The sequence below is a fragment of the Brevibacterium pigmentatum genome (assembly GCF_011617465.1).
Classification (GTDB): domain Bacteria; phylum Actinomycetota; class Actinomycetes; order Actinomycetales; family Brevibacteriaceae; genus Brevibacterium; species Brevibacterium pigmentatum.
This window is the reverse complement of sequence record NZ_CP050153.1, coordinates 445,379-464,016: the sequence shown is the minus strand read 5'-3', so window position 1 is coordinate 464,016 and position 18,638 is coordinate 445,379. Positions and strand designations below refer to the sequence as shown.

General features: G+C 64.1%; 15 protein-coding genes. 6 read left to right on the top strand and 9 right to left on the bottom strand.

All coding sequences use genetic code 11. The features are described from left to right. Nucleotides 1-34 precede the first annotated feature (34 nt). Together GUY30_RS02020 and GUY30_RS02015 are read right to left on the bottom strand one after the other, a co-directional pair. Nucleotides 35-1,027, bottom strand: coding sequence for a TAXI family TRAP transporter solute-binding subunit (locus GUY30_RS02020; protein ID WP_167193684.1), 993 nt, complete (start codon nt 1,025-1,027; stop codon nt 35-37). Between the two features lie 16 nt (nt 1,028-1,043). Next, on the bottom strand, nt 1,044-3,329 hold the full coding sequence (locus GUY30_RS02015) for a TRAP transporter permease (protein WP_167193682.1): 2,286 nt from the start codon (nt 3,327-3,329) through the stop codon (nt 1,044-1,046). 331 nt (nt 3,330-3,660) lie between these two features. Between GUY30_RS02015 and GUY30_RS02010 the strand changes: the two genes are divergently transcribed. Together GUY30_RS02010 and GUY30_RS02005 are read left to right on the top strand one after the other, a co-directional pair. Beyond that, nucleotides 3,661-4,473: an amidohydrolase family protein gene (locus GUY30_RS02010; RefSeq protein ID WP_167193680.1), complete on the top strand. Its 813-nt coding sequence runs from the start codon at nt 3,661-3,663 to the stop codon at nt 4,471-4,473. 10 nt (nt 4,474-4,483) lie between these two features. After that, complete coding sequence (locus GUY30_RS02005) at nt 4,484-6,250, top strand: ABC-ATPase domain-containing protein (protein WP_167193678.1); 1,767 nt, start codon at nt 4,484-4,486, stop codon at nt 6,248-6,250. 71 nt (nt 6,251-6,321) lie between these two features. Here GUY30_RS02005 and GUY30_RS02000 read toward each other — a convergent pair whose 3' ends face one another. Next, nucleotides 6,322-8,787, bottom strand: coding sequence for a thioredoxin domain-containing protein (locus tag GUY30_RS02000; RefSeq protein ID WP_167193676.1), 2,466 nt, complete (start codon nt 8,785-8,787; stop codon nt 6,322-6,324). Between the two features lie 110 nt (nt 8,788-8,897). Here GUY30_RS02000 and GUY30_RS01995 point away from each other — a divergent pair, with 110 nt between their 5' ends. Then, entirely contained in the window at nt 8,898-9,917 is a 1,020-nt protein-coding gene (locus tag GUY30_RS01995; protein ID WP_167193674.1) for a hypothetical protein, read from the top strand. 180 nt (nt 9,918-10,097) lie between these two features. Continuing rightward, on the top strand, nt 10,098-10,550 hold the full coding sequence (locus tag GUY30_RS01990) for a pyridoxamine 5'-phosphate oxidase family protein (protein ID WP_167193672.1): 453 nt from the start codon (nt 10,098-10,100) through the stop codon (nt 10,548-10,550). A 60-nt stretch (nt 10,551-10,610) separates the two neighbouring features. On the opposite strand, the gene GUY30_RS01985 is transcribed toward GUY30_RS01990, so the two are convergent. Continuing rightward, nucleotides 10,611-11,471, bottom strand: a complete 861-nt coding sequence (locus GUY30_RS01985) for a glycerophosphodiester phosphodiesterase (RefSeq protein ID WP_062239513.1) — start codon at nt 11,469-11,471, stop codon at nt 10,611-10,613. Nucleotides 11,472-11,809: 338 nt separating this feature from the next. On the opposite strand from GUY30_RS01985, the gene GUY30_RS01980 reads away from it, so the two are divergent. Together GUY30_RS01980 and GUY30_RS01975 are read left to right on the top strand one after the other, a co-directional pair. Then, nucleotides 11,810-13,303, top strand: a complete 1,494-nt coding sequence (locus GUY30_RS01980; RefSeq protein ID WP_039206220.1) for an alanine/glycine:cation symporter family protein — start codon at nt 11,810-11,812, stop codon at nt 13,301-13,303. A 111-nt stretch (nt 13,304-13,414) separates the two neighbouring features. Then, nucleotides 13,415-13,714: a hypothetical protein gene (locus GUY30_RS01975; RefSeq protein WP_167193670.1), complete on the top strand. Its 300-nt coding sequence runs from the start codon at nt 13,415-13,417 to the stop codon at nt 13,712-13,714. A gap of 147 nt (nt 13,715-13,861) precedes the next feature. Here GUY30_RS01975 and thpD read toward each other — a convergent pair whose 3' ends face one another. From thpD to ectA, 5 genes are all read right to left on the bottom strand, one after another. Continuing rightward, on the bottom strand, nt 13,862-14,770 hold the full coding sequence (gene thpD, locus GUY30_RS01970) for an ectoine hydroxylase (RefSeq protein WP_167193668.1): 909 nt from the start codon (nt 14,768-14,770) through the stop codon (nt 13,862-13,864). Between the two features lie 205 nt (nt 14,771-14,975). Beyond that, nucleotides 14,976-15,674 carry a hypothetical protein gene (locus GUY30_RS01965; RefSeq protein ID WP_167193666.1) on the bottom strand — a complete coding sequence of 233 codons (699 nt, stop codon included), beginning with the start codon at nt 15,672-15,674 and terminating at the stop codon, nt 14,976-14,978. Between the two features lie 263 nt (nt 15,675-15,937). Further along, complete coding sequence (locus GUY30_RS01960) at nt 15,938-16,345, bottom strand: ectoine synthase (RefSeq protein WP_025778555.1); 408 nt, start codon at nt 16,343-16,345, stop codon at nt 15,938-15,940. A 171-nt stretch (nt 16,346-16,516) separates the two neighbouring features. Next, nucleotides 16,517-17,809 (bottom strand): diaminobutyrate--2-oxoglutarate transaminase, encoded by a 1,293-nt coding sequence (gene ectB, locus GUY30_RS01955; RefSeq protein ID WP_167193664.1) that lies wholly within the window; start codon nt 17,807-17,809, stop codon nt 16,517-16,519. 162 nt (nt 17,810-17,971) lie between these two features. Next, on the bottom strand, nt 17,972-18,466 hold the full coding sequence (gene ectA, locus GUY30_RS01950) for a diaminobutyrate acetyltransferase (protein ID WP_228281600.1): 495 nt from the start codon (nt 18,464-18,466) through the stop codon (nt 17,972-17,974). Nucleotides 18,467-18,638 lie beyond the last annotated feature (172 nt).

The following is an 18,638-nucleotide window of genomic DNA, read 5'->3' as shown; positions in this document are numbered from 1 at the left end:
CCCTTGATTCAACGGGGCCGGCCAGCCCAACCTCCTACTTATTCAGTTCGTCCAGTGCCTTCTGTGATCCGGGGTGCAGTTTGATCGGCTCCGGCGGTTCGGCGGTATCAAGGTTGATCTCCTTCGCCGCGGCATGCACCTTGACCAGATCGTCGTTCTTGTCGAACATGAGCTTCGTCAGGGCGCAGGCAGTGCCTTCGTCCATGTCGTTGCGGACCATGAGCACGTTCGGGGTGACGATCGTCTTCACCGCGTCGACGCCTTTGTAGGTGTCACCGGGGATCTCGGCTACCTCGTAGACGGGGTTGATCTCCTTCATCTTGCCCTCGAGATCGGAGATGTCGAGGATCTCGACGTCCTTGCCGTTCGAGGTGAAGAGGTCCGTGACGCCGGCCGTGGGCAGTCCGCCGGACCACACCATGCCGTCGATGGTTCCGTCCTTCATCCCGTCGACGGTCTTCGACAGGTCGAGGCGCTGCTTGGTCACGTCCCCGTCTTTGAGGCCGGCCGATTCGATGAGGCGGTTGGCGATAACCTCGGTGCCGGACTTCGGCGAACCGGTCGAGATCGTCTTGCCCTTGAAGTCCTCGACCGAATCGATCTTCGCTCCCTTTCGCACGACGACATGCGTGTAGTTGTCGTAGATGCGCGAAAGCGCCGAGATGTCCTCGGCTTCCTTGAAATCCGCATTGCCTGACACAGCATCGGCGGCGGTATCGGCCAGGGAGAACGCGATGTCGAAGTCGCCGCTGGAGAGCTGCTGGAGGTTCTGCACGGAGGCGCCGGTCTCCGAGGCGGTGGCCTTGAGGTCGGAATTGTCGGAGATCACCTGTGCCAGACCACCGCCGAGCACGTAGTACACGCCGGTCGAGTTTCCTGTGGCGATGGTGATCTGCCCTGAGGCGGCCGTGCAGCCGTCGCCGCCTTCTGCGGCGGGTTCGGCTTCGCGTTTGCCACCGCATGAACTCATCGTCAGCACCGCGGCCAGGGCTGCCGCAGCGATCGTGGACGTCTTCGTTCGCTTCATGGACTTCGTCCCTTTCTCAGTTGATCCCGGCCGGTGTTCCGGACGAGGGTGGTTCGTCGGTAGGTCCGTGAGCTGTCCGCCTCATATCCTCTGATGACGATGAGCCCTCCATCACCGAGGCGGCCGTTCCTTCCGTTGTCCCGCTCGCCGAGGCGGCTGCGGGCTTGCGTCGCAGGATCAGATGGATGACGACGGCGAGGGCAAGGGCCGCGAAGCCGACCATCATCGACAGCGGCTGCAGATAGAGGAGCGCACCAGCGGCGAGGAAGCACAGGATCCGCTCCGGCCATCCGGCCCGGCGGATGATCCACCCGCCCGCACCGGCGGCCAAGGCCGCGACGGCGAAGGCCGAAACGAGGAAGGTCCAGACCGCGCCGAGGAACCCTCCCTGGGCGACCAGAGCGGCACCTTCGGGAGTGAAGGTGAAGGCCAGGGGGACGAGGAATGCAGGGATCGCATACTTGCAGGCCTGCCACATGGTGGCGATGACTCGGCCGCCGGTGATCGCGGAGGATGCGACCGCTGCCAGAGCGGTCGGTGGAGAGACTTCGGAGAGGACCGCGTAGTAGAAGATGAACATCGCGGCGGCCGCCTCGGGGACTCCGAGTGTGATGAGGGCGGGACCGACGATGACCCAGCTGATGATGAACGAGGCGGTCACCGGCACCGCCAAGCCGAGCACCGTCACAGCTACGGCGGCGAAGATGCAAGTGAGGATGAGGATGACCGTGGGATCGTCCGAGAACGCCTGGGCTCCCTTGATGAGAATGTCGGAGATGACCTGGCCGAGCCCGGTCTTCGTGATCGTCGAGACGATGATGCCGGCGGCGGCACACACGCTCGTCACCGGCAGAACCGAGCGGATGCCGGTCGACAGGGCCCCGTAGAACACGTCCCAGACGGCGCGGAGGATCGTGGCGGGCTCACCCCGGCGGGCGAGGACGATCTCGATGATGCCGAAGCCGATGCCGACGAGCGTCGCGTAGACGACGGCTTTGAACGGGGCCATGCCGAGGGCGAGGAAGACGACGATGATGCCCAGGGAGATGAAGTGGTAGAAGCCCCTCTTGAAGATCGGCCACGACCGCAGACCCGGAGGCGGGTTGTAGTCGACTTCGATCTTCCGGGAGTCGATTTCGATGGCCAGGAAGATGCCGAGGTAATAGAGCAGGGTGGGCACGACCGCCCACAGCAGGACGAGCCCGTAGGAGACGTTGAGCAGCTCGGCGATGATGAAGGCCGCGGCCCCAAGGGTCGGTGGGGACAGGATGGCGCCGATGCCGGACGCTGCGAGCATGCCGCCGGCGTTCTCCTTCGGGTAGCCGGCTTTCTTCAGCACCGGCCAGGTGACCGCGCCGAGTGAGACCGCCGTAGCCGTGCCTGAACCGGAGACCGTGCCGAGGAGGAATCCGGACAGTGCCACGGTGCGGCCGGGGGCTGCCTTGGACTTCTTGAATAGGGAGAAGCTGAGGTCGATGAAGAAGCTCGCGGCGCCGGTTTTGTCGAGCACGGCTCCGTAGATGGTGAACAGCACGATGTACGTCGCGGCCACGTCGAGTGGGATTCCGTAGAAACCGGAGGCGTCGTTGTACAGGGCGTTGACGATCTGGTCGAAGTTCTGCCCGGCGTGCGAGCCCGGCCAGTTCACGGGGATGTAGGAGCCGTAGTAGCTGTAGAGGAAGAAGACGATGCAGAAGATCGGCAGGATGAGTCCAGTGGTCCGGCGGGTCGCTTCGAGGATGAGCAGAAGCAGGATCCCGCCCATGATGACGTCGAGAGTCGTCAGCGATCCCTGTCGGTTGAGGAATTCGTTGAACCCGCCGGAGAAGAACGGCAGCACCGGATAGGCGCAGGTGAGAAAGGTGATGACGACGAGCACCCAGTCGATGATCGAGGGGTTGTCGTTCTTCGCCCGCTTCTTCTTCGCCGAGGATGTCCTCGCCTCGGCGCCGACCGTTCCCACGACTCCCGCATTGTTTGTCGATACTGCTTCGGCCGCCTCCGCGGCTTTGTCTGCCGCCTCGGCTTTGCGACCGAATCCGGGCCGATAGCAGATGAAGACCAGCGGCAGCACGATGGCGAGGAACCACATGAGGTAGAACTGGTTGCCCTGCCGCAGTGGGAAGAACACCTGGTTGAGCACGAACAGCGAGACCACGAAGCAGACGATGCCGACACCGAGGTCGAGTCTGCGGGTCAACGTCCGCTGCGGCAGCTCTTCGTCGTATTGAGCGATGAGCTCGTCGACGTCGGTCTGCTGCACCGAGTCTGTCGAAGCGGCCTCGGCAGTGCGTCCGGACATCCTCATCCTTCCAAATGCGCGGAGAGAGCAGACGCGATCGCCGTCGATCAGCGCTGCTCGATCACCTCAATGTGAACTCCCTCACAATATACCGGGGCGCGGACATGACCGGGCCTGCCGACCGCGCGTTCGAGACCCTTGATGGGATCGTTATCCGCGGTGCCGAACAATGGGACTCCGCAAGCCTTCCCCCAAACTCTGCCGCGCGAGCCGGGACGCCCCGACTCACCAGCGTCGATCAAGGCGTGGCGCGACTATCGAACGGTGCACGAATCGACAGACGCGGCAACCCTTGACCCAATGGCACTTCCGGGCCGGGTAGGTTGACGTTATGAGCGAACTCCAGCGTGCCTTCGACGCGCACCTGCACATCATCGATCCGAGCCATCCGCTGATCGAGAACAACGGTTATCTGCCCGATCCGTTCACGGTCACTGATTATCGCGCGCGGCTGCAGAGTCTGCCCGAGGTGGGAGTCGAGATCGCCGGAGGCGCCGTCGTGTCCGGTTCGTTCCAGGGCTTCGACCAGGGGTACCTCATCGAGGCGCTGCGCCAGCTCGGCGACAACTATGTCGGCGTCACCCAACTGCCGGATGAGACTACCGATGATCAGATCCGACACCTCGACGAGGCCGGCATCAAGGCTCTGCGATTCAATATCGCCCGCGGCGGTTCGGCCACCCTCGATGCCCTCGAAAGCTTCGCCCGACGAGTCCATGACCTCGTCGGATGGCACGCCGAGCTCTATATCGACACCCGCACGATCACTGAGGACCTCGCCGCACGCATCGCCTCACTGCCGGCGGTGAGCATCGATCATCTGGGCATGTATAGGGACGGTCTGGCCACCCTGCTGCGCCTCGTCGAGGCAGGAGTCAAGGTCAAGGCCACCGGTTTCGGCCGTGTGGAGCTCGACCCCGCCGAGGCGGTCCGTCGCATCGTCGACACCGACCCGACCGCTCTGATGGTGGGGACGGACCTGCCGTCGACGCGGGCGCGTCGCCCCTTCGCCGACGCCGATTTCACGCTCCTTCGTCAGGCGCTCACTCCCGTCGAGGCGGACGCCGTGTTCTGGTCGAACGCGGCCCGGTTCTACGGCGTCGAGCCCAAAACCGCTGAGCACGCATTCATCTCTCACCAGTAGCATGAGTGACATGAGTTCACGTCAGTCGAATCTCGCCTCCAGTCTGCACAACCTCGACGGTCGCAGCTACGGCAATCTCAAGCAGATCCGCGGCCGCTACACCTTCGGACCGGTCACCGTGTTCATCGACCGGGTCCAGGCCGATCCCTTCGCTTCTCCATCGAAGGTCCGGGTCCGCGTCGACCGTGCCGATGCGAAGTTCCCGCTCGACCTCACCACTGATCGCGCCGACCGCATCGCCGCCGCCGATTATCTGCTCCGTGCCGGCAACGAGGTGCTTGCGAAGCTCGACCAGCGCGCACTCATCCTCGGCCGTCCGGGGCAGGAGATCCTCGAGCGGACGAACATCCTCATCGATGACGCCGGGTTCGAGGCACGACTGCTCGTCAATCTGCCAGCGCGCGGCCGCCGCATCCTCGGCCATCAGGCAGCGGACATCCTCACCCGTGATCTGCCGGAATTCGCCGAGCGGCTCTTCCTCTTCGACCGCTGGTCAGACGCCCCAGCAGGCAGCGGTGCGAAACCTCATGCCCCATCGGCCCAGGGGCTCGCCGACCACGTCCAGTTGCACCGGGATCAGCTGGAACTGCGCAGCCACCTCGGCGAAGCAGGACTCATCGGCTTCGTCGGCAACGGAGCGATTCTCCCGCGAGAATCCGGGGATTCGGACCTGCCGATGAAGTCCTCCGATGCGGTTGTCTTCACCTCCCCTCCCGAACTCGAGCACACGGTCGAACTCTCCAGCGGGCGCACCGTCACCGGCATGGGCATCCCTCGCGGAGTCACCGTCATCGTCGGCGGCGGCTATCACGGCAAGTCGACGATTCTGCGCGCGCTCGAACGCGGCGTCTACCCGCATATCGCCGGCGACGGGCGCGAATGGGTCATCAGCGACCCGACTGCCACCTCCATTCGAGCCGAGGACGGACGCGCCGTCACCGGCGACGACATCTCGGCGTTCATCAACAACCTACCCTCGGGCTCTGACACGAGGTTCTTCTCCACGACGAACGCCAGCGGGTCCACCTCGCAGGCGGCCAATCTCGTCGAAGCGATCGAGGCGGGCGCGAACACCCTGCTCATCGACGAGGACACTTCGGCGACGAACTTCATGATCCGCGACGAACGCATGCGTGCGCTCATCCCCGCCGAGCGGGAACCGATCACCCCGTTCGTCGACCGCGTCCGACCTCTGCTGACCGAGCAGGGCGTGTCCACGGTGCTCGTCGCCGGCGGATCGAGCGCATTCTTCGAAGTCGCCGACCACGTCATCGCACTCGACGCCTATGTGCCCAAGGAAGTCACGGACCAAGCGCATGAACTCGTCGGCATCACCGCCGCCGATCTCGAAACGGCTCCAACCGGCAGCGACCCGGACACCGGTTCAGATTCCCCCGCCGCCCCCGGTTTCGCCGCCGCACCGCGTGTGCCGACGGCGAAGGCGCTGCGGCCGGAGTCGAAGACGAAGACCGCTCGAGCGAAGGGATCCGACCGGATCCAATTCGGCCGCGACTTCATCGACCTCATCGCCATCGCTCAGCTCGTCGACGCTCAGCAGGCGTCGGGAGTGGCCGAAGCTCTCGAATACTTCGCGGAGATCTTCGACGGACGCATTTCCCTGACCGAGGCGCTGGCCGAGGTCGAGGAGATTCTCGACGCTGAGGGCCTCGACGGAATCACCGGCCACCGCGACCATCCGGGCCACCTGACCCGGCCGCGCCGGCAGGAGATCGCCGCCGCACTCAACCGCTACCGCGGCCTGAGCCTCGAACGCTGAGCCGAACCTCGAACGCTGAGAAGGCCCTCGAGCCTTGACCCGAATCTCAATCGTTGAACTGAACCTCGCCCCTATCCGTTCAGCAGCCCAACAAGCTCGGCGGCCGTGCCGACTGGCGGCGAGCACGAGGTCCCGCGGCACACGATCGCCGTCCCCGCGGGGACTTCGACCTCCCGACCGTCCGGTCCTGGCACCCCGGTCGAGGTTGTGAGCAGAGTGAGCGACGGATGCTTGGCCGCGATGCTTCGCAGCGCATCGTCGACGGTGGCGACCCGCACGGGAGACAGGGCCCGCTCGGCCTGCCACAGCGCGTGTCCGCACCCGCGTGGAGCCTGACCGGCCAGTGCCCGATAGACCCCGAGCAGCCGATCCCGAACCTCCAACAGCCGTCCGGTATCCGGCGCGGCCGCCGTGCCCGAAGGCTCCGCCTCACCCGATGGCTCTGCCGCCCTCGATTCCGAACCACCGGATGTCGCAGCTTCGACGCCGAGTTCGGCGAGCAGCAGCACCGCCTCGGCGGCCGCCGATCGTCCCGAAGGAACCGTATTGTCGACAGGGTCTGCTGACTTCACGTCGATGATCCCGTCACCGAGCGAATCGACCGCTTCGAGGACCCCGTCGCCCCGCTCGGAGGTGAAGAGGTTGAGCATCGTCGCACCGAGATCGACCAGATCATCCACCCTCACCGAGGCGGCCCCATCCGACAGCTGCCGGACCGTGATCCCAGCGGTGATGAGTTGAGCCCAATCGGCGAGCCCGCCCTGACCGGGGCCGGCCACACCTTCGGTGAAGGAGCGCCGCACATCGAATCCAGCCGGTCCGGCCGCGTCCACCGGCTCGGATGCTCCCACCCGCTCGAATCGGTCGTGCATCGCCTGCCAGAACCGCACCGCGGTCTTCTCCCACTCAGCAGAAGGCACACCGGCGAACTTCGCGCCGACCGATCCCGCGCCCGCCGAATCCGCACCATCCAGGTCTCCGCGAGCCGCACCATCCACATTCTCATCGTCGGCACCCATAAAAAGTGCCGCCTCGGCGAGCGCGGTGATGGCCAGGGAATTCCACTCGGTGATGATCTTCTCGTCGCGGGCCGGCTGCGAACGGCGAGCGCGCAGGGAGTCGAGCACCTCGCGCTGCTGCTTCGTCGCTTCGATGTCCCAGGGGGCGGGGTGCTCGGCGTCGAATGGCACGTCCTCCATGCCGAGCCAGTCGATGATGCGCACGGCCGCGACCACCTGACCGGACAGTTCGCCGCCGGCTGGGGAATCGACCAGCCCGAGCAGACCGGCTTGTCCGGCTTCCGCGAATTCCTCCGCGGTGATGACGTAGGCCGCGCCCTCTTCGGAGACGCCCGCCGAATTGAGCGAATCCGCATCAAGCGCGGCGATGAATCCGTCATCGGTCGACAGGTCGCTGATCAGGAAGTTCGCGGTGTCGGCGATTTCGCGTTCGGCCAGGGCGAGCCATTTCGAGGTCGGTTCCAGGACGCGTTCGACCTTGGCCCAGGCGACGACGGCGCGCAGGTAGAGGGCGTTGTCGTAAAGCATCTTTTCGAAGTGCGGCACGAACCACTGCCGGTCGACGCTGTAGCGAGCGATTCCGCCGCGCACCTGGTCGCGCATGCCACCGGAAGCGATCCGCGCCAGTGTCGAACGCACGGCGATGAGGCAGTCGAGGATGAGTTCACCGGTCAGGTGTCCGTCGGCGCCGAGCCAGCTGAGCCGCCCCTCGGCCCGGACCCGATCCAGCGGGTGCTCCCCGGCCCCCACCCCGTTCGCCGAGGCGGTCCCACCGGTTCCCGGGCGCGCCGAAGCACCGTCGTCCGCCCCCTCACCCGCCGAGGCGGTCCCACCCAAGCGCACGAACGCCGCGAGGAGCTGGAGGACGTTCATCATCGGCGGGAACTTCGGTGCGCCGCCGAACCCGCCCCACGCCGGATCGTAGGAATCGAGGAGCGCCGCGGCGGCGGAATCGAGTTCATCGGGGGTCAATGACTCCGCAGTTGCCTCGGCGGGAAGAGCACTCGTCACGGCATCGGCCATTTCGGCCAACCCGCGGTCCATCCGGGACGTCATCTGGTTGACTTCGTCGCGGCGGTCCGTCCAGGTCGCCGATACGGCCGAGAGCACCTGCGTGAATGCGGGCAGGTTTCCTCGAGGCGCGGGCGGGAAATAGGTGCCGGCGTAGAAGGGGCTGCCGCTCGGGGTGGCGAAGATCGTCATCGGCCAGCCGCCCTGTCCGGTCATCGCCTGCAGCGCGTTCATGTAATAGGCGTCGATGTCCGGCAGTTCCTCGCGGTCGATCTTCACGGGCACGAACCGGTCGTTCATCAGCGTCGCGACTGCTTCGTCCTCGAAGGATTCGTGCGCCATGACGTGGCACCAGTGGCAAGTGGAGTATCCGATCGAGATGAGGAGGGGGACGTCACGGCGGGCCGCCTCGGCGAGGGCTTTCTTCGTCCACATCCGCCAGTCCACGGGATTGTCCGCGTGCGCGCGCAGGTAGGGGCTGGTCGAGTCGGCGAGTTCGTTCGGCATGACCCCAGCGTCTCATTTCGCGCGGTCTCGTGCGAGATCACGCTCAAGACAGTGCGAGATCTTCCCCATTCAGCCGACAAGGGAACTGGTTTTTATGGGAGCATGAGGCCATGACCACCGCATCGAACACCGACTCCCACAACCCGAGAATCGGCCTTGACGCCCGCAAGATGGCCATCACCGCCGTTGCCGCGCTCGTCTTCCTCGTCACGTGGATCGGCGCAGGGCTCCTCGAGGTCAAGGCTCAAGACTCCTATGTGTCGTCACCGGGTCCGAGCCTCCTGCATCTGGCACTCATCGCCGTCTCCGGCGCAGCTGCGATCACAGTCGGCAGGGACCTTCGCCCGATTCCCCGCAGCGTGTTCGTCGTCGTGACCGTGGTTCTCTGCGCAATCGCGTTGCTGAAGTCGATCTTCACCATCGACGCGTTCGGCACGGATACCGAGGGCTTGGCCGACGCTTCCATGCTCCTCTCGGTCCTCGACATCCTGAATCTCATCGTGGCGGTGGCCTTCCCGCTCGTCGTGGCCCTCTCCCTGGCCGCGGTCACAGCTCGGCTCATCCCCATCGCCGAGGCGACCGCCCCCACCGCCATCCGCCGCCGTTCGCGTACCGCCGCCACCGGGTTGTTCGTCGCAGCCGGGTCCGTGGTCCTCGTCTGGCTGCTGCGCACCATGTTCGTCGACGTCATGTTCCTCCTCGGATACGGTGATGTCTTCAACGCGCTGGGCGCCGCACTGGGGTTCCTCTCGGCGATCTTCGCCCTGCGGGTCATCGCCGAGTCTCGGTCACTGCCGGCCGATGCACCGGCAGTCGGGGCGTCTCCGGTCGGCACAACACCACGATCTGCTCGCACTCTGGCGTTCGTCGTCATCGCCTGCGGACTGCATCTGTGCCTGGAATCGACCATATTGGCGATCGGATATCCACCGGCCCTCACCCTGGGATACCCGGGCTGGGTTGTCTCCATGTTCGGCTTCGTACTCGGCAGCTTCGTGCTCGCGGTCCGCACTTTCAACTGCGCTCCGACTGACGACGCCCAGACCCGCGACGAAGAGTCTGCCCTATCCGGCGACGAGGAGAGCGACAAGTCCCACGACCGCACGATCCGCCGGCCCGCCCACGACTGAGCCGGCCCGCGACTGCCGCAGACTGCTCGCCCACAGCTGAGCCGCCCCACGTGGTGAGACCACATCATCCGACGGGCAAACACCTCTTCCTCCTCAGCCGCGCTTCTTCTACACTATGTAGAACTCAGCGAGGAGGGAACCGAACACGGTGACCACCGCTGTCGGACAAGGAGGACGACCATGAGCACCGAATCACCCTGGACCCTCGACGCCAAGGACTGCTGGGAGCACCTGCGGTCGACCACAGTCGGCCGACTGGCGGTCATCGTCGATGACGCCCCGGAGATCTTCCCGGTCAACTTCACCGTCGAGCATTCCGCTCTTGTCATCCGCACCGGGGACGGCACGAAGATCGACGCCTTGCGCAGTCATCCCCGCGTCGCCTTCGAGATCGACGGCGTCGATGAGGAGACCGCATTCAGCGTCGTCGTCAAAGGCGATGCGAAGGAGATCACCGCTCCCGACGACCTGCGCAGCACCGTCTCGCTCGACGTCTCCCCGCTGCAGCCCGGCACGAAGAATCACTTCGTCCGGATCCTCGCCGAGGAGGTCACCGGCCGCAGCTTCCCCGTGACCGATCCGACGACGTGGAAGTCAGCTCTCAGCGACGTGGCGCGCGCTCCACACGAGTGACCGATGCGGCGCGTTCGGGCATTGTGATTCGAACTCGAACGCTGGGGCAGCGCCGGGTCATCAGAGAGCTTCGACGACCTCGACGAGGCGGTCAGGGGCGTTGGTGATGATGCCGTCGGCGCCGACGTCGATGGCCCGTTCGATCTCGCCGAGGTCATCGACCGTCCACACCAGGCTCGTCATTCCGAGTTCGTGGATGGCCGTGAGGAACTCCTCGTCGGCGGCGCAGAACTCGGGGTTGACCTGGTCGACCCATTCGGCGAAGTCCTGGAGTTCGTCCGGGCACGGGCGACCGAGCACTCCGACCGGGATCTCCGGGGTGAGTCCGTGGAACTCTTCGACGAATGCCCAGTTCGCGGACTGGACGACGAGCATGCCGGCGGCCAAAGCCCGGTCGAGATAGTTCGGCACGGCGCGCAGGGCGGTCACGATCGCCTCGGCGATTCCGGGATAGATCTCGGGGTGCTTGACCTCGAGCAGCAGACCGGTGCGGGTGTCGTGTGCGAGAGTGAGCACCTCGGCGAGACGGGGCACACGGATCCCGGCGAATTCCTCACCTTTCCAGCTTCCGGCATCGAGCGTGGCGATCTGGGCGGCGTTCATGCCGGCGATGCTGCGGTCTTGACGATTCGGGTACAGGGTGCGGGCGTCGGTGGTGCGATCGACGGTCGTGTCGTGCATGATCACGAGCTCACCGTCGGCGCTCATGTGGACGTCGGTCTCGATCATGTCTGCGCCCTGGTCGATGCCGGCGATGAACGCGGGGATCGTGTTCTCCGGCCAGTCGGCGGACGCACCTCGGTGTGCGATGACCAGGGGCGGGACCCGAACGCGGGCGGGATCGATCACGGTATCGGTGACGCCGGTGCTGAGGTCGCGGGGCGAGTGATCGGAGGTGGGGGTGGCGAGGGTGATGGGCATTTCAGAACTCCTCCACGGAGACTGCGGGTGGCATTCGGGCTCCGGATCCAACTGCTGCACGGTGGCCGAACGATGAGTACTAGGCCGCCCAGATTAGGGGGCCCGAGCAAGTTCCGGATGATGCGCGAGTGGACGGAACATGAATCCTGACGGTGTCGGCACTGGCCGTCGCCTGGGCTGACGCTGACTCGGCCGAAAGGGAATGTCGCACTTCGGGCAGGGGCCACTGCCACAACCTCGGGAGCAAGGGTGGCAGACTGGGAGTAACCACGGACGGAGTTCTCGCGCACTGCACCTCCGATCCTCTCCAGCACGATTGCCGAAGGAGGCGCAGTTCGATGGAGCTACTCCAAAGTGTGTTTGACAGTGTCAGCGGAGTGTCGTCATACGTCCTCGTCGCTGTTCTCATCCCCACAGGTCTGTATTTCACCATTCGCACGGGAGCGGTGCAGGTCCGCCTGCTGCCCGAGATGTTCCGCACCCTGACCGAGCCGGGCGGACGGGATTCCGAGGGCAACCGGAACATCTCGCCGTTCCGCGCATTCTCGATCTCTGCAGCCTCGCGGGTGGGAACGGCGAACATCGCCGGTGTCGCCTTAGCGATCTCGCTCGGTGGTCCGGGTGCGATGTTCTGGATGTGGCTGACGGCCATCGTCGGCGGCGCCACGGCCTTCGCCGAGTCTGCACTCGGCCAGCTGTACAAGCTCAAGGACGGCCCGAACTTCCGCGGCGGTCCTGCCTACTACATCAGGCACGGGCTGAATATGAAGTGGCTCGGACTGGTCTTCGCCGTCATCGTCGCCATCACCTACGGCATCGTATTCAACTCGGTGCAGTCGAACTCCATCGTCGACGCCGTCGGGGCGTCCTTCGGAGTCGAGAGTTCGGACGGCGTCTTCGCTGCCGTGGCCGGCGCGATCATCGCCGTCGCCGCCTTCGCGATCTTCGCGGGCGGCGCCAAGCGCATCTCGAACATCTCGGCATACTTGGTGCCGATCATGGCCGGCCTCTACCTCATCGTCGGCATCATCGTCGTGGTGATGAACATCGGCGCCGTACCGTCGATGATCGCCACGATCGTCACCGACGCATTCAGCATGGATTCGATCGCCGGCGGAACGCTGGGATCGATCATGCTCATCGGTGTGCAGCGCGGCCTGTTCTCCAATGAGGCCGGCATCGGTTCGGTGCCGAACGCCGCGGCCACGGCCTCGGCGTCGCACCCGGCCAAGCAGGGTTTCGTGCAGGCTTTGGGCGTGTACTTCGATACGATCCTCGTCTGCTCGATCACCGCATTCATCATCCTGCTGTCGAATCCGGAGTACGGCAGCTCCGCTGAGGGCATCCAGCTCACGCAGACGGCGCTGAGCGGGCAGCTCGGGCAGTGGGCGATCCACTTCCTGACCTTGGCGATCTTCCTCTTCGCGTTCTCGTCGATCCTCGGCAACTACTACTACGGCGAGGCGAACATCGAGCATCTGACGACGAACCGTGTCGCGCTGCGTGTGTATCAGGTCATCGTCATGGTCTCGGTGTTCATCGGTGCGATCGCGGCCCTTGACCTGGTGTGGACCGCGGCCGATATCTTCATGGCGATCATGGCTCTCATCAACCTCTTCGCCCTGCTGATGCTCTCACCGCTGGTGTTCTCGCTGTTGAAGAACTACCAGAAGCAGCGCAAGGCCGGCTTCGAACCGGTATTCCGCCGCGGGGATCTGCCGACGTTCAAGCGCATCAACACCGAAGTCGATGCCTGGGACGGCACCGACGAAGTGACCACAACGAAGTTCTGGCATGACCGCGGGAAGAAGGTCCGCCCCGACGACGAGTGAGGCTGCCGAACAGCAGTCGACAACGCACATCGGGCGCTCCCTTTCGGGGCGCCCGATGTGTTTTCATTCCCCCGAATCCAGAAGCAGTCCCCTGACCCTAAGGAGGTCCCGATGAGTATCGATCGCGCTGATTTGGCGAGCGCCCTCGCCGAGGCGACCGGATGGTCGGTCACGGCAGATCCCCACCGAGTGACGTTCATAAATGATGATCCACCGCAGGTGGTCATCTGGACCGTCACCGATTCCGAGATCGGTCAGATGCGATACAACCAAAATCTCACTTCACGGGAAGCCGGGGGTCGTCAGAGCGCCGAACTCGGCACCCTGGGCTCCCTACTCGACGAAGCTTTAGGCCCATTCGAGGGATCCCGTGGGGTGATTCGTGGGACTGACCTGAGGATCATCGAGTAGCCGCGACTCGTCGAGGTCTGTGGGAAGGCAAAGGGGTCCGGCGCCGCGACTGCGGCACCGGACCCCTTCTGTGCAGATACGCTCACTCCACGGGGAGTTCCAGGCATGGGCGAGGCATCAGCGGCCGGGCCAAATGCGTATGTGAAGTCACCTACCGGCTGGAGTGAAGTCAGTGCTGCCGACGAACTCCGGACGCGGTTTCGGCGCTGCGAACGGTTCCACACACGTGTTCTCCACCGAGTTGTACACGATGAAGATATTCGAGCGCGAGAACGGAGTGACGTTGCCGTTCGACGCATGCATGCAGTTGGAGTCGAACATGATCGCTCCGCCGGCCGCTCCTTCGAGCACGTCGATGCCGTATTCGTCGGCGAAGTCGCTGAGAGTCTGACGATCCGGGGTGCCCGCACCCTGCATGATAAGTGACTTCCGATAGTTGTCCTCGGGAGTGCCTCCCACGCAGCTGATGTAGCGCTTGTGCGAACCGGGCATGATCATCAGCGGGCCGTTGAATGAGTAGTTGTCCGTCAGCGACAGCGAAAGACTCACCGCGCGCGGAGTGGGCATTCCGTCCTCAGCATGCCAGGTCTCGAAGTCCGAATGCCAGGAGAACTCTTTGCCCACGAATCCCGGCTTGTAGTTGATCCGGCTCTGATGGATATAGACATCGGTTCCGAGGATCTGACGTGCACGGTCGACGAGGCGCGGATCGTTCGCGATCTTTCTGAAGATCTCATTGGTGCGATGGATGTCGAATATCGACCGGACCTCGTCGGACTCGGCTTCGACGACGGTACGCTCATCGGCCTTCACCTCCGGGTCACGCGAAAGCCTTTGAAGCTCGTCGGTGAAGAGTGTGAGCTCTTCGCTTGTGATGAGCTGATCGATCGTCAGATAGCCCGTGTCCTCGAAGTGCTTGAGATCAGGCGCCTCGAGGGGCCCGTCTTCGGGAGCGCCGAAGACGATCGGACCCGTGCGCGGGAGAACCTCTGTGGTCTCACCGGAGCGAGTCGGATAGAGATCTGTGGTTGCGGTCGCAGCTGATACTGCTGTCATCATTTCTCCTTCCTTCGCTATGTGCCGTCTGCCGGGCCGGTGGCGTAACTGCTCATCGGCCCCGCAGAACGGGTTGTGCGGCCACCGTAACAGGAAGACATCGTCCCCGGTACCCCGGTCAGAGCCAGGACAGAGAGACCGGCACCCTCGGTGCGATCCAACAGAGATGAATCGCCTCCAAAGGTGCCGGTCATTCTTTGGACGGTCAGCGTTTGACCGACTTCGAGGTCGCTCCGGTTGCCCAGCTGACCTGGCTGAAAGTGACGCGGTAGGTCTTCTTGCTCTTTGACTTCAGCTTGTAGGTGGCCTTGCCCTTCTTCGCGGAGACCGTCTTCAGCGTCTTCCATTTGCTGCCGGACTTGACCTGGAACTTCACCTTCGGGCTGTACTTGATCTTGCCGTAGTGCTCCGGGTGATAGACCTTCGTCGACGAGGTCAGAGTGACCGTGCTTCCACTGCGCTTCGAGGACAAAGACGCATACGCTTTGCCGCGAACGTAGAAGTACCCCTTGGTGTAGTCGGTACGGTCGACGTACTTCGAGAAGCTGGAATTGTTCGCCCAGACATCTGACGGACCGAGCGTGTATTTTCCGAGCCCCGACCAGTCCGGGCAGACCATCGAACGCGCTCGCTTCGTGTTGCCGTCATGACTGAAAGACACGTAGTCGACTATTCCGCCGCTCCGAGTGACATCAACATCGACGAACCATTCGGAAACACCCGATTTCTTGTGAGCCATCGTCACGTCGACGTTGCGGCAGTTCGAATTGGAGACAACCATGCTCTTGGCAGAGAGCTTCGTGACGTCGAACTTCGCACTCGCTGCCTCGGCGGAGACGGCGGGACCGACGGCGAGAGCAAGAGCGGCAACGGACGCCACAAGGGCGCGCTTGAGGAACTTCATAAAGACTCCAACTGAAGATGGGATGGAAGGGGGTGCCTGAGTTGGAGTCAACGAATGTGTAATCGGCAACGAGAAGTCACGAACTTGAAAGTTGTATAGCCGAAGATTATCACACCTGCAGTCCATCCGGCCCCACTCAACGGTGCCGTTCACCCGGAAGCCTCAACCACACGCGAAAAGGCGGCCCGAGCGCAATGCTCGGGCCGCCTCGGCGAATGAAGCTCAGTCGGCTTTCGCCGACTCAGCCTTCAAGGGGAACTGAATCAGTTCGCAGGTGCTGCTTCATCCTCGAGGATGAGCGGGTACACGCCGTTCTCGTCGTGAACCTCGCGACCGGTGACCGGCGGGTTGAACACGCAGGCCATGCGCAGTTCTTCCTCGGCCACGACGGTGTGCTTCTCGTTTCCGTCGAGGAGGTACATGACGCCATCGTGGAGCGGGTATTCCTTCCCGGTCTCCAGGTCGGTCAGCGTTCCCTTGCCCTGCACGCAGTACACGGCTTCGACGTGGTTCTGGTAGTGGAACGTCGAGGTGGTTCCGGCGTAGATCACGGTGTCGTGGAACGAGAATCCGACGCGCTCCTTGCCGAGCACCATGCGGCGTGAGCGCCAGGTCTCGGACTTCACATCGCGGTCGGTGTCGTTGAGGTCATCGCGGTTGACTACGTACATTTGTGGTCCTTTCGCAAAAGGTCGGTGAAAGTATTCAGGGGTGGACCGCGGGCGACCGCTGCAAATCAACGGCAACCGTCAGCCCGGCTGGGCGATCGAGCTGGTGAGCTCGAATCCGCCCAAAGCTCGGGCCGGCGCCACTGCTGCGACGCCGGCCCGGGCAGAGGTGGGTCAGGCCAGTGCGGCCTTGGCAGCGGCGGGAGCGAACTTGGCCACTCCGGCCTCGATGATGTCCAGGCCCGCCTGCAGATCGCGCGAGTCGATCGTCAGCGGCGGCATGATCTTGATGACTTCGTCATCGGCGCCCGAGGTCTCGAGCAGGAGACCGTTCTCGAAGGCATAGGCGGCGACCTTCTCAGCCACTTCGAGGTCTTCGAAGCAGACGCCGGCCAGCAGGCCGCGTCCGCGGATCGATGCACCTTCGGCCTTCTCGACGATTCCGTCAAGACGCTGGTGCAGAGCGGCGATGGTGTCGGCAAGCTGATTCTGGAACTCGTTGTCGGCCCAGAAAGTCTTGATGGCGGCGGTCGCGGTGACGAACGCGGGGTTGTTTCCGCGGAAGGTGCCGTTGTGCTCGCCGGGCTCCCAGACGTCGAGCTCGGGACGGAACAGAGTCAGTGCCAGCGGCAGACCCGAACCGGAGATCGACTTCGACAGGCAGACGATGTCGGGCTCGATGCCGGCCTCTTCGAAGCTGAAGAACGAGCCGGTGCGGCCGCAGCCGGCCTGCACGTCATCGACGATGAGGAGGATCTCGTGCTTCTTGCACAGATCGGACAGGGCGCGCAGCCATTCGGCGCGAGCGGCACGGAGTCCGCCCTCGCCCTGCACGGTCTCGACGATGACGGCGGCAGGCTTGTCGACGCCCGAGCCGGAGTCCTCGAGAACCTTCTCCAGCCACAGGAAGTCCGGAACCTCGCCGTCGAAGTAGTCGTCATAGGGAATCTTCGAGCTGTTGGTCAGCGGGATGCCTGCACCTTCTCGCTTCATCGAGTTGCCGGTCACCGACAGCGATCCCAGCGTCATACCGTGGAACGCGTTGGTGAACGAGAGCATGTGCTGGCGACCGGTCACCTTGCGAGCGAGCTTGAGCGCCGCCTCGACGGTGTTGGTTCCCGTCGGTCCGGGGAACATGACGGAATAGTCGAGTCCGCGCGGCTTGAGGATGAGGTCCTGGAAGGTCTGCAGGAACTCACGCTTGGCCGGGGTCTTCATGTCCATCGAGTGCAGAACGGCACCCGACTGCAGGTATTCGATGAGCGGGCCCATCACGGCCGGGTTGTTGTGGCCGTAATTGAGCGCGCCGGCGCCGGAGAAGAAGTCGAGGTACTCGTTGCCGTCTTCGTCCCACTGCTTCGCACCCTGCGAACGGGCGAAGGTGGCGGGCCAGGAACGGCAGTAGCTGCGCACGGCAGACTCGCGAGTTTCGAAGATGTCGGGCTTGTCAGAAGGTGTTTCGGTCATCTTTGGAGTCCTTTCGACTTCTTGATTGTGCGGCTGCATCGTGTGCAGTCGCCGAGGCGGTGGCCGCTGCCGCTCATTGCGGGCGTTTCCTTCCGCCTCCTGGCACCTGTCGCGTTCGCTCCCTTGAGGCAGGGGGCTGCGGGGTGCCGGGGGTGGGGCTCGTTACAGGGGTGCGATCTCGTAGAGGTACTCGGTGTCGTGGCCGTCCGGGTACATCTCCGGGGTGAACAGCGGGCGCCGGTCGTATCCGGCTCCGCGCTGGTCTGCGAAGGCCTGGAACAGACGGTTGGACGCCGCGTTGTCATCGGTGATCGTCGTCTCCATGCGGAGAGCGCCGGTGCGATCGGCCAGCTCGTGGAGCATGGTCGAAGCGAGTCCGTGACCACGGAACTTCTCGTCAACGGCGACCTGCCAGATCATCAGGGTGTCCGGATTCTCCGGACGGGTGTACCCGGTGATGAAGCCGGCGGGCTCTCCGTCGATTCGCGCGATCACCGAGGTGTCCGCGAAGTCGCGGCACCACAGCAGGTACGAGTACGAGGAGTTCAGATCGAGCACGGCTGTATCTTTCGCGAGCCGCCATAGATGTTGTCCGTCCTCCAGCTCGGGAGTACGAACGTCGGTTTGCGTCTTCGGTTCAGCGAGTGCGTTTCTCACGCCAATAAACCTAACGGGATGAGAATGAGCGTCAACCTCGAAACCGTCGATTTCGGGGCACTTCCGCAACGATCGCCCCGACCTACCGACATGTAACAGACCCGGCCTTGCCCATGGCATCGTTGGGATGTGACGGGGCGCTCTTTCGCGCTCATACCGCGCCGGAGGTTCG

What these genes read in the sequence shown, in the direction of transcription:
- GUY30_RS02020 (WP_167193684.1), bottom strand. Translation starts at nt 1,027, where the DNA reads ATGAAGCGAACGAAGACGTCCACGATCGCTGCGGCAGCCCTGGCCGCG.
- GUY30_RS02015 (WP_167193682.1), bottom strand. Translation starts at nt 3,329, where the DNA reads ATGTCCGGACGCACTGCCGAGGCCGCTTCGACAGACTCGGTGCAGCAG.
- GUY30_RS02010 (WP_167193680.1), top strand. Translation starts at nt 3,661, where the DNA reads ATGAGCGAACTCCAGCGTGCCTTCGACGCGCACCTGCACATCATCGAT.
- GUY30_RS02005 (WP_167193678.1), top strand. Translation starts at nt 4,484, where the DNA reads ATGAGTTCACGTCAGTCGAATCTCGCCTCCAGTCTGCACAACCTCGAC.
- GUY30_RS02000 (WP_167193676.1), bottom strand. Translation starts at nt 8,787, where the DNA reads ATGCCGAACGAACTCGCCGACTCGACCAGCCCCTACCTGCGCGCGCAC.
- GUY30_RS01995 (WP_167193674.1), top strand. Translation starts at nt 8,898, where the DNA reads ATGACCACCGCATCGAACACCGACTCCCACAACCCGAGAATCGGCCTT.
- GUY30_RS01990 (WP_167193672.1), top strand. Translation starts at nt 10,098, where the DNA reads ATGAGCACCGAATCACCCTGGACCCTCGACGCCAAGGACTGCTGGGAG.
- GUY30_RS01985 (WP_062239513.1), bottom strand. Translation starts at nt 11,471, where the DNA reads ATGCCCATCACCCTCGCCACCCCCACCTCCGATCACTCGCCCCGCGAC.
- GUY30_RS01980 (WP_039206220.1), top strand. Translation starts at nt 11,810, where the DNA reads ATGGAGCTACTCCAAAGTGTGTTTGACAGTGTCAGCGGAGTGTCGTCA.
- GUY30_RS01975 (WP_167193670.1), top strand. Translation starts at nt 13,415, where the DNA reads ATGAGTATCGATCGCGCTGATTTGGCGAGCGCCCTCGCCGAGGCGACC.
- thpD (WP_167193668.1), bottom strand. Translation starts at nt 14,770, where the DNA reads ATGACAGCAGTATCAGCTGCGACCGCAACCACAGATCTCTATCCGACT.
- GUY30_RS01965 (WP_167193666.1), bottom strand. Translation starts at nt 15,674, where the DNA reads ATGAAGTTCCTCAAGCGCGCCCTTGTGGCGTCCGTTGCCGCTCTTGCT.
- GUY30_RS01960 (WP_025778555.1), bottom strand. Translation starts at nt 16,345, where the DNA reads ATGTACGTAGTCAACCGCGATGACCTCAACGACACCGACCGCGATGTG.
- ectB (WP_167193664.1), bottom strand. Translation starts at nt 17,809, where the DNA reads ATGACCGAAACACCTTCTGACAAGCCCGACATCTTCGAAACTCGCGAG.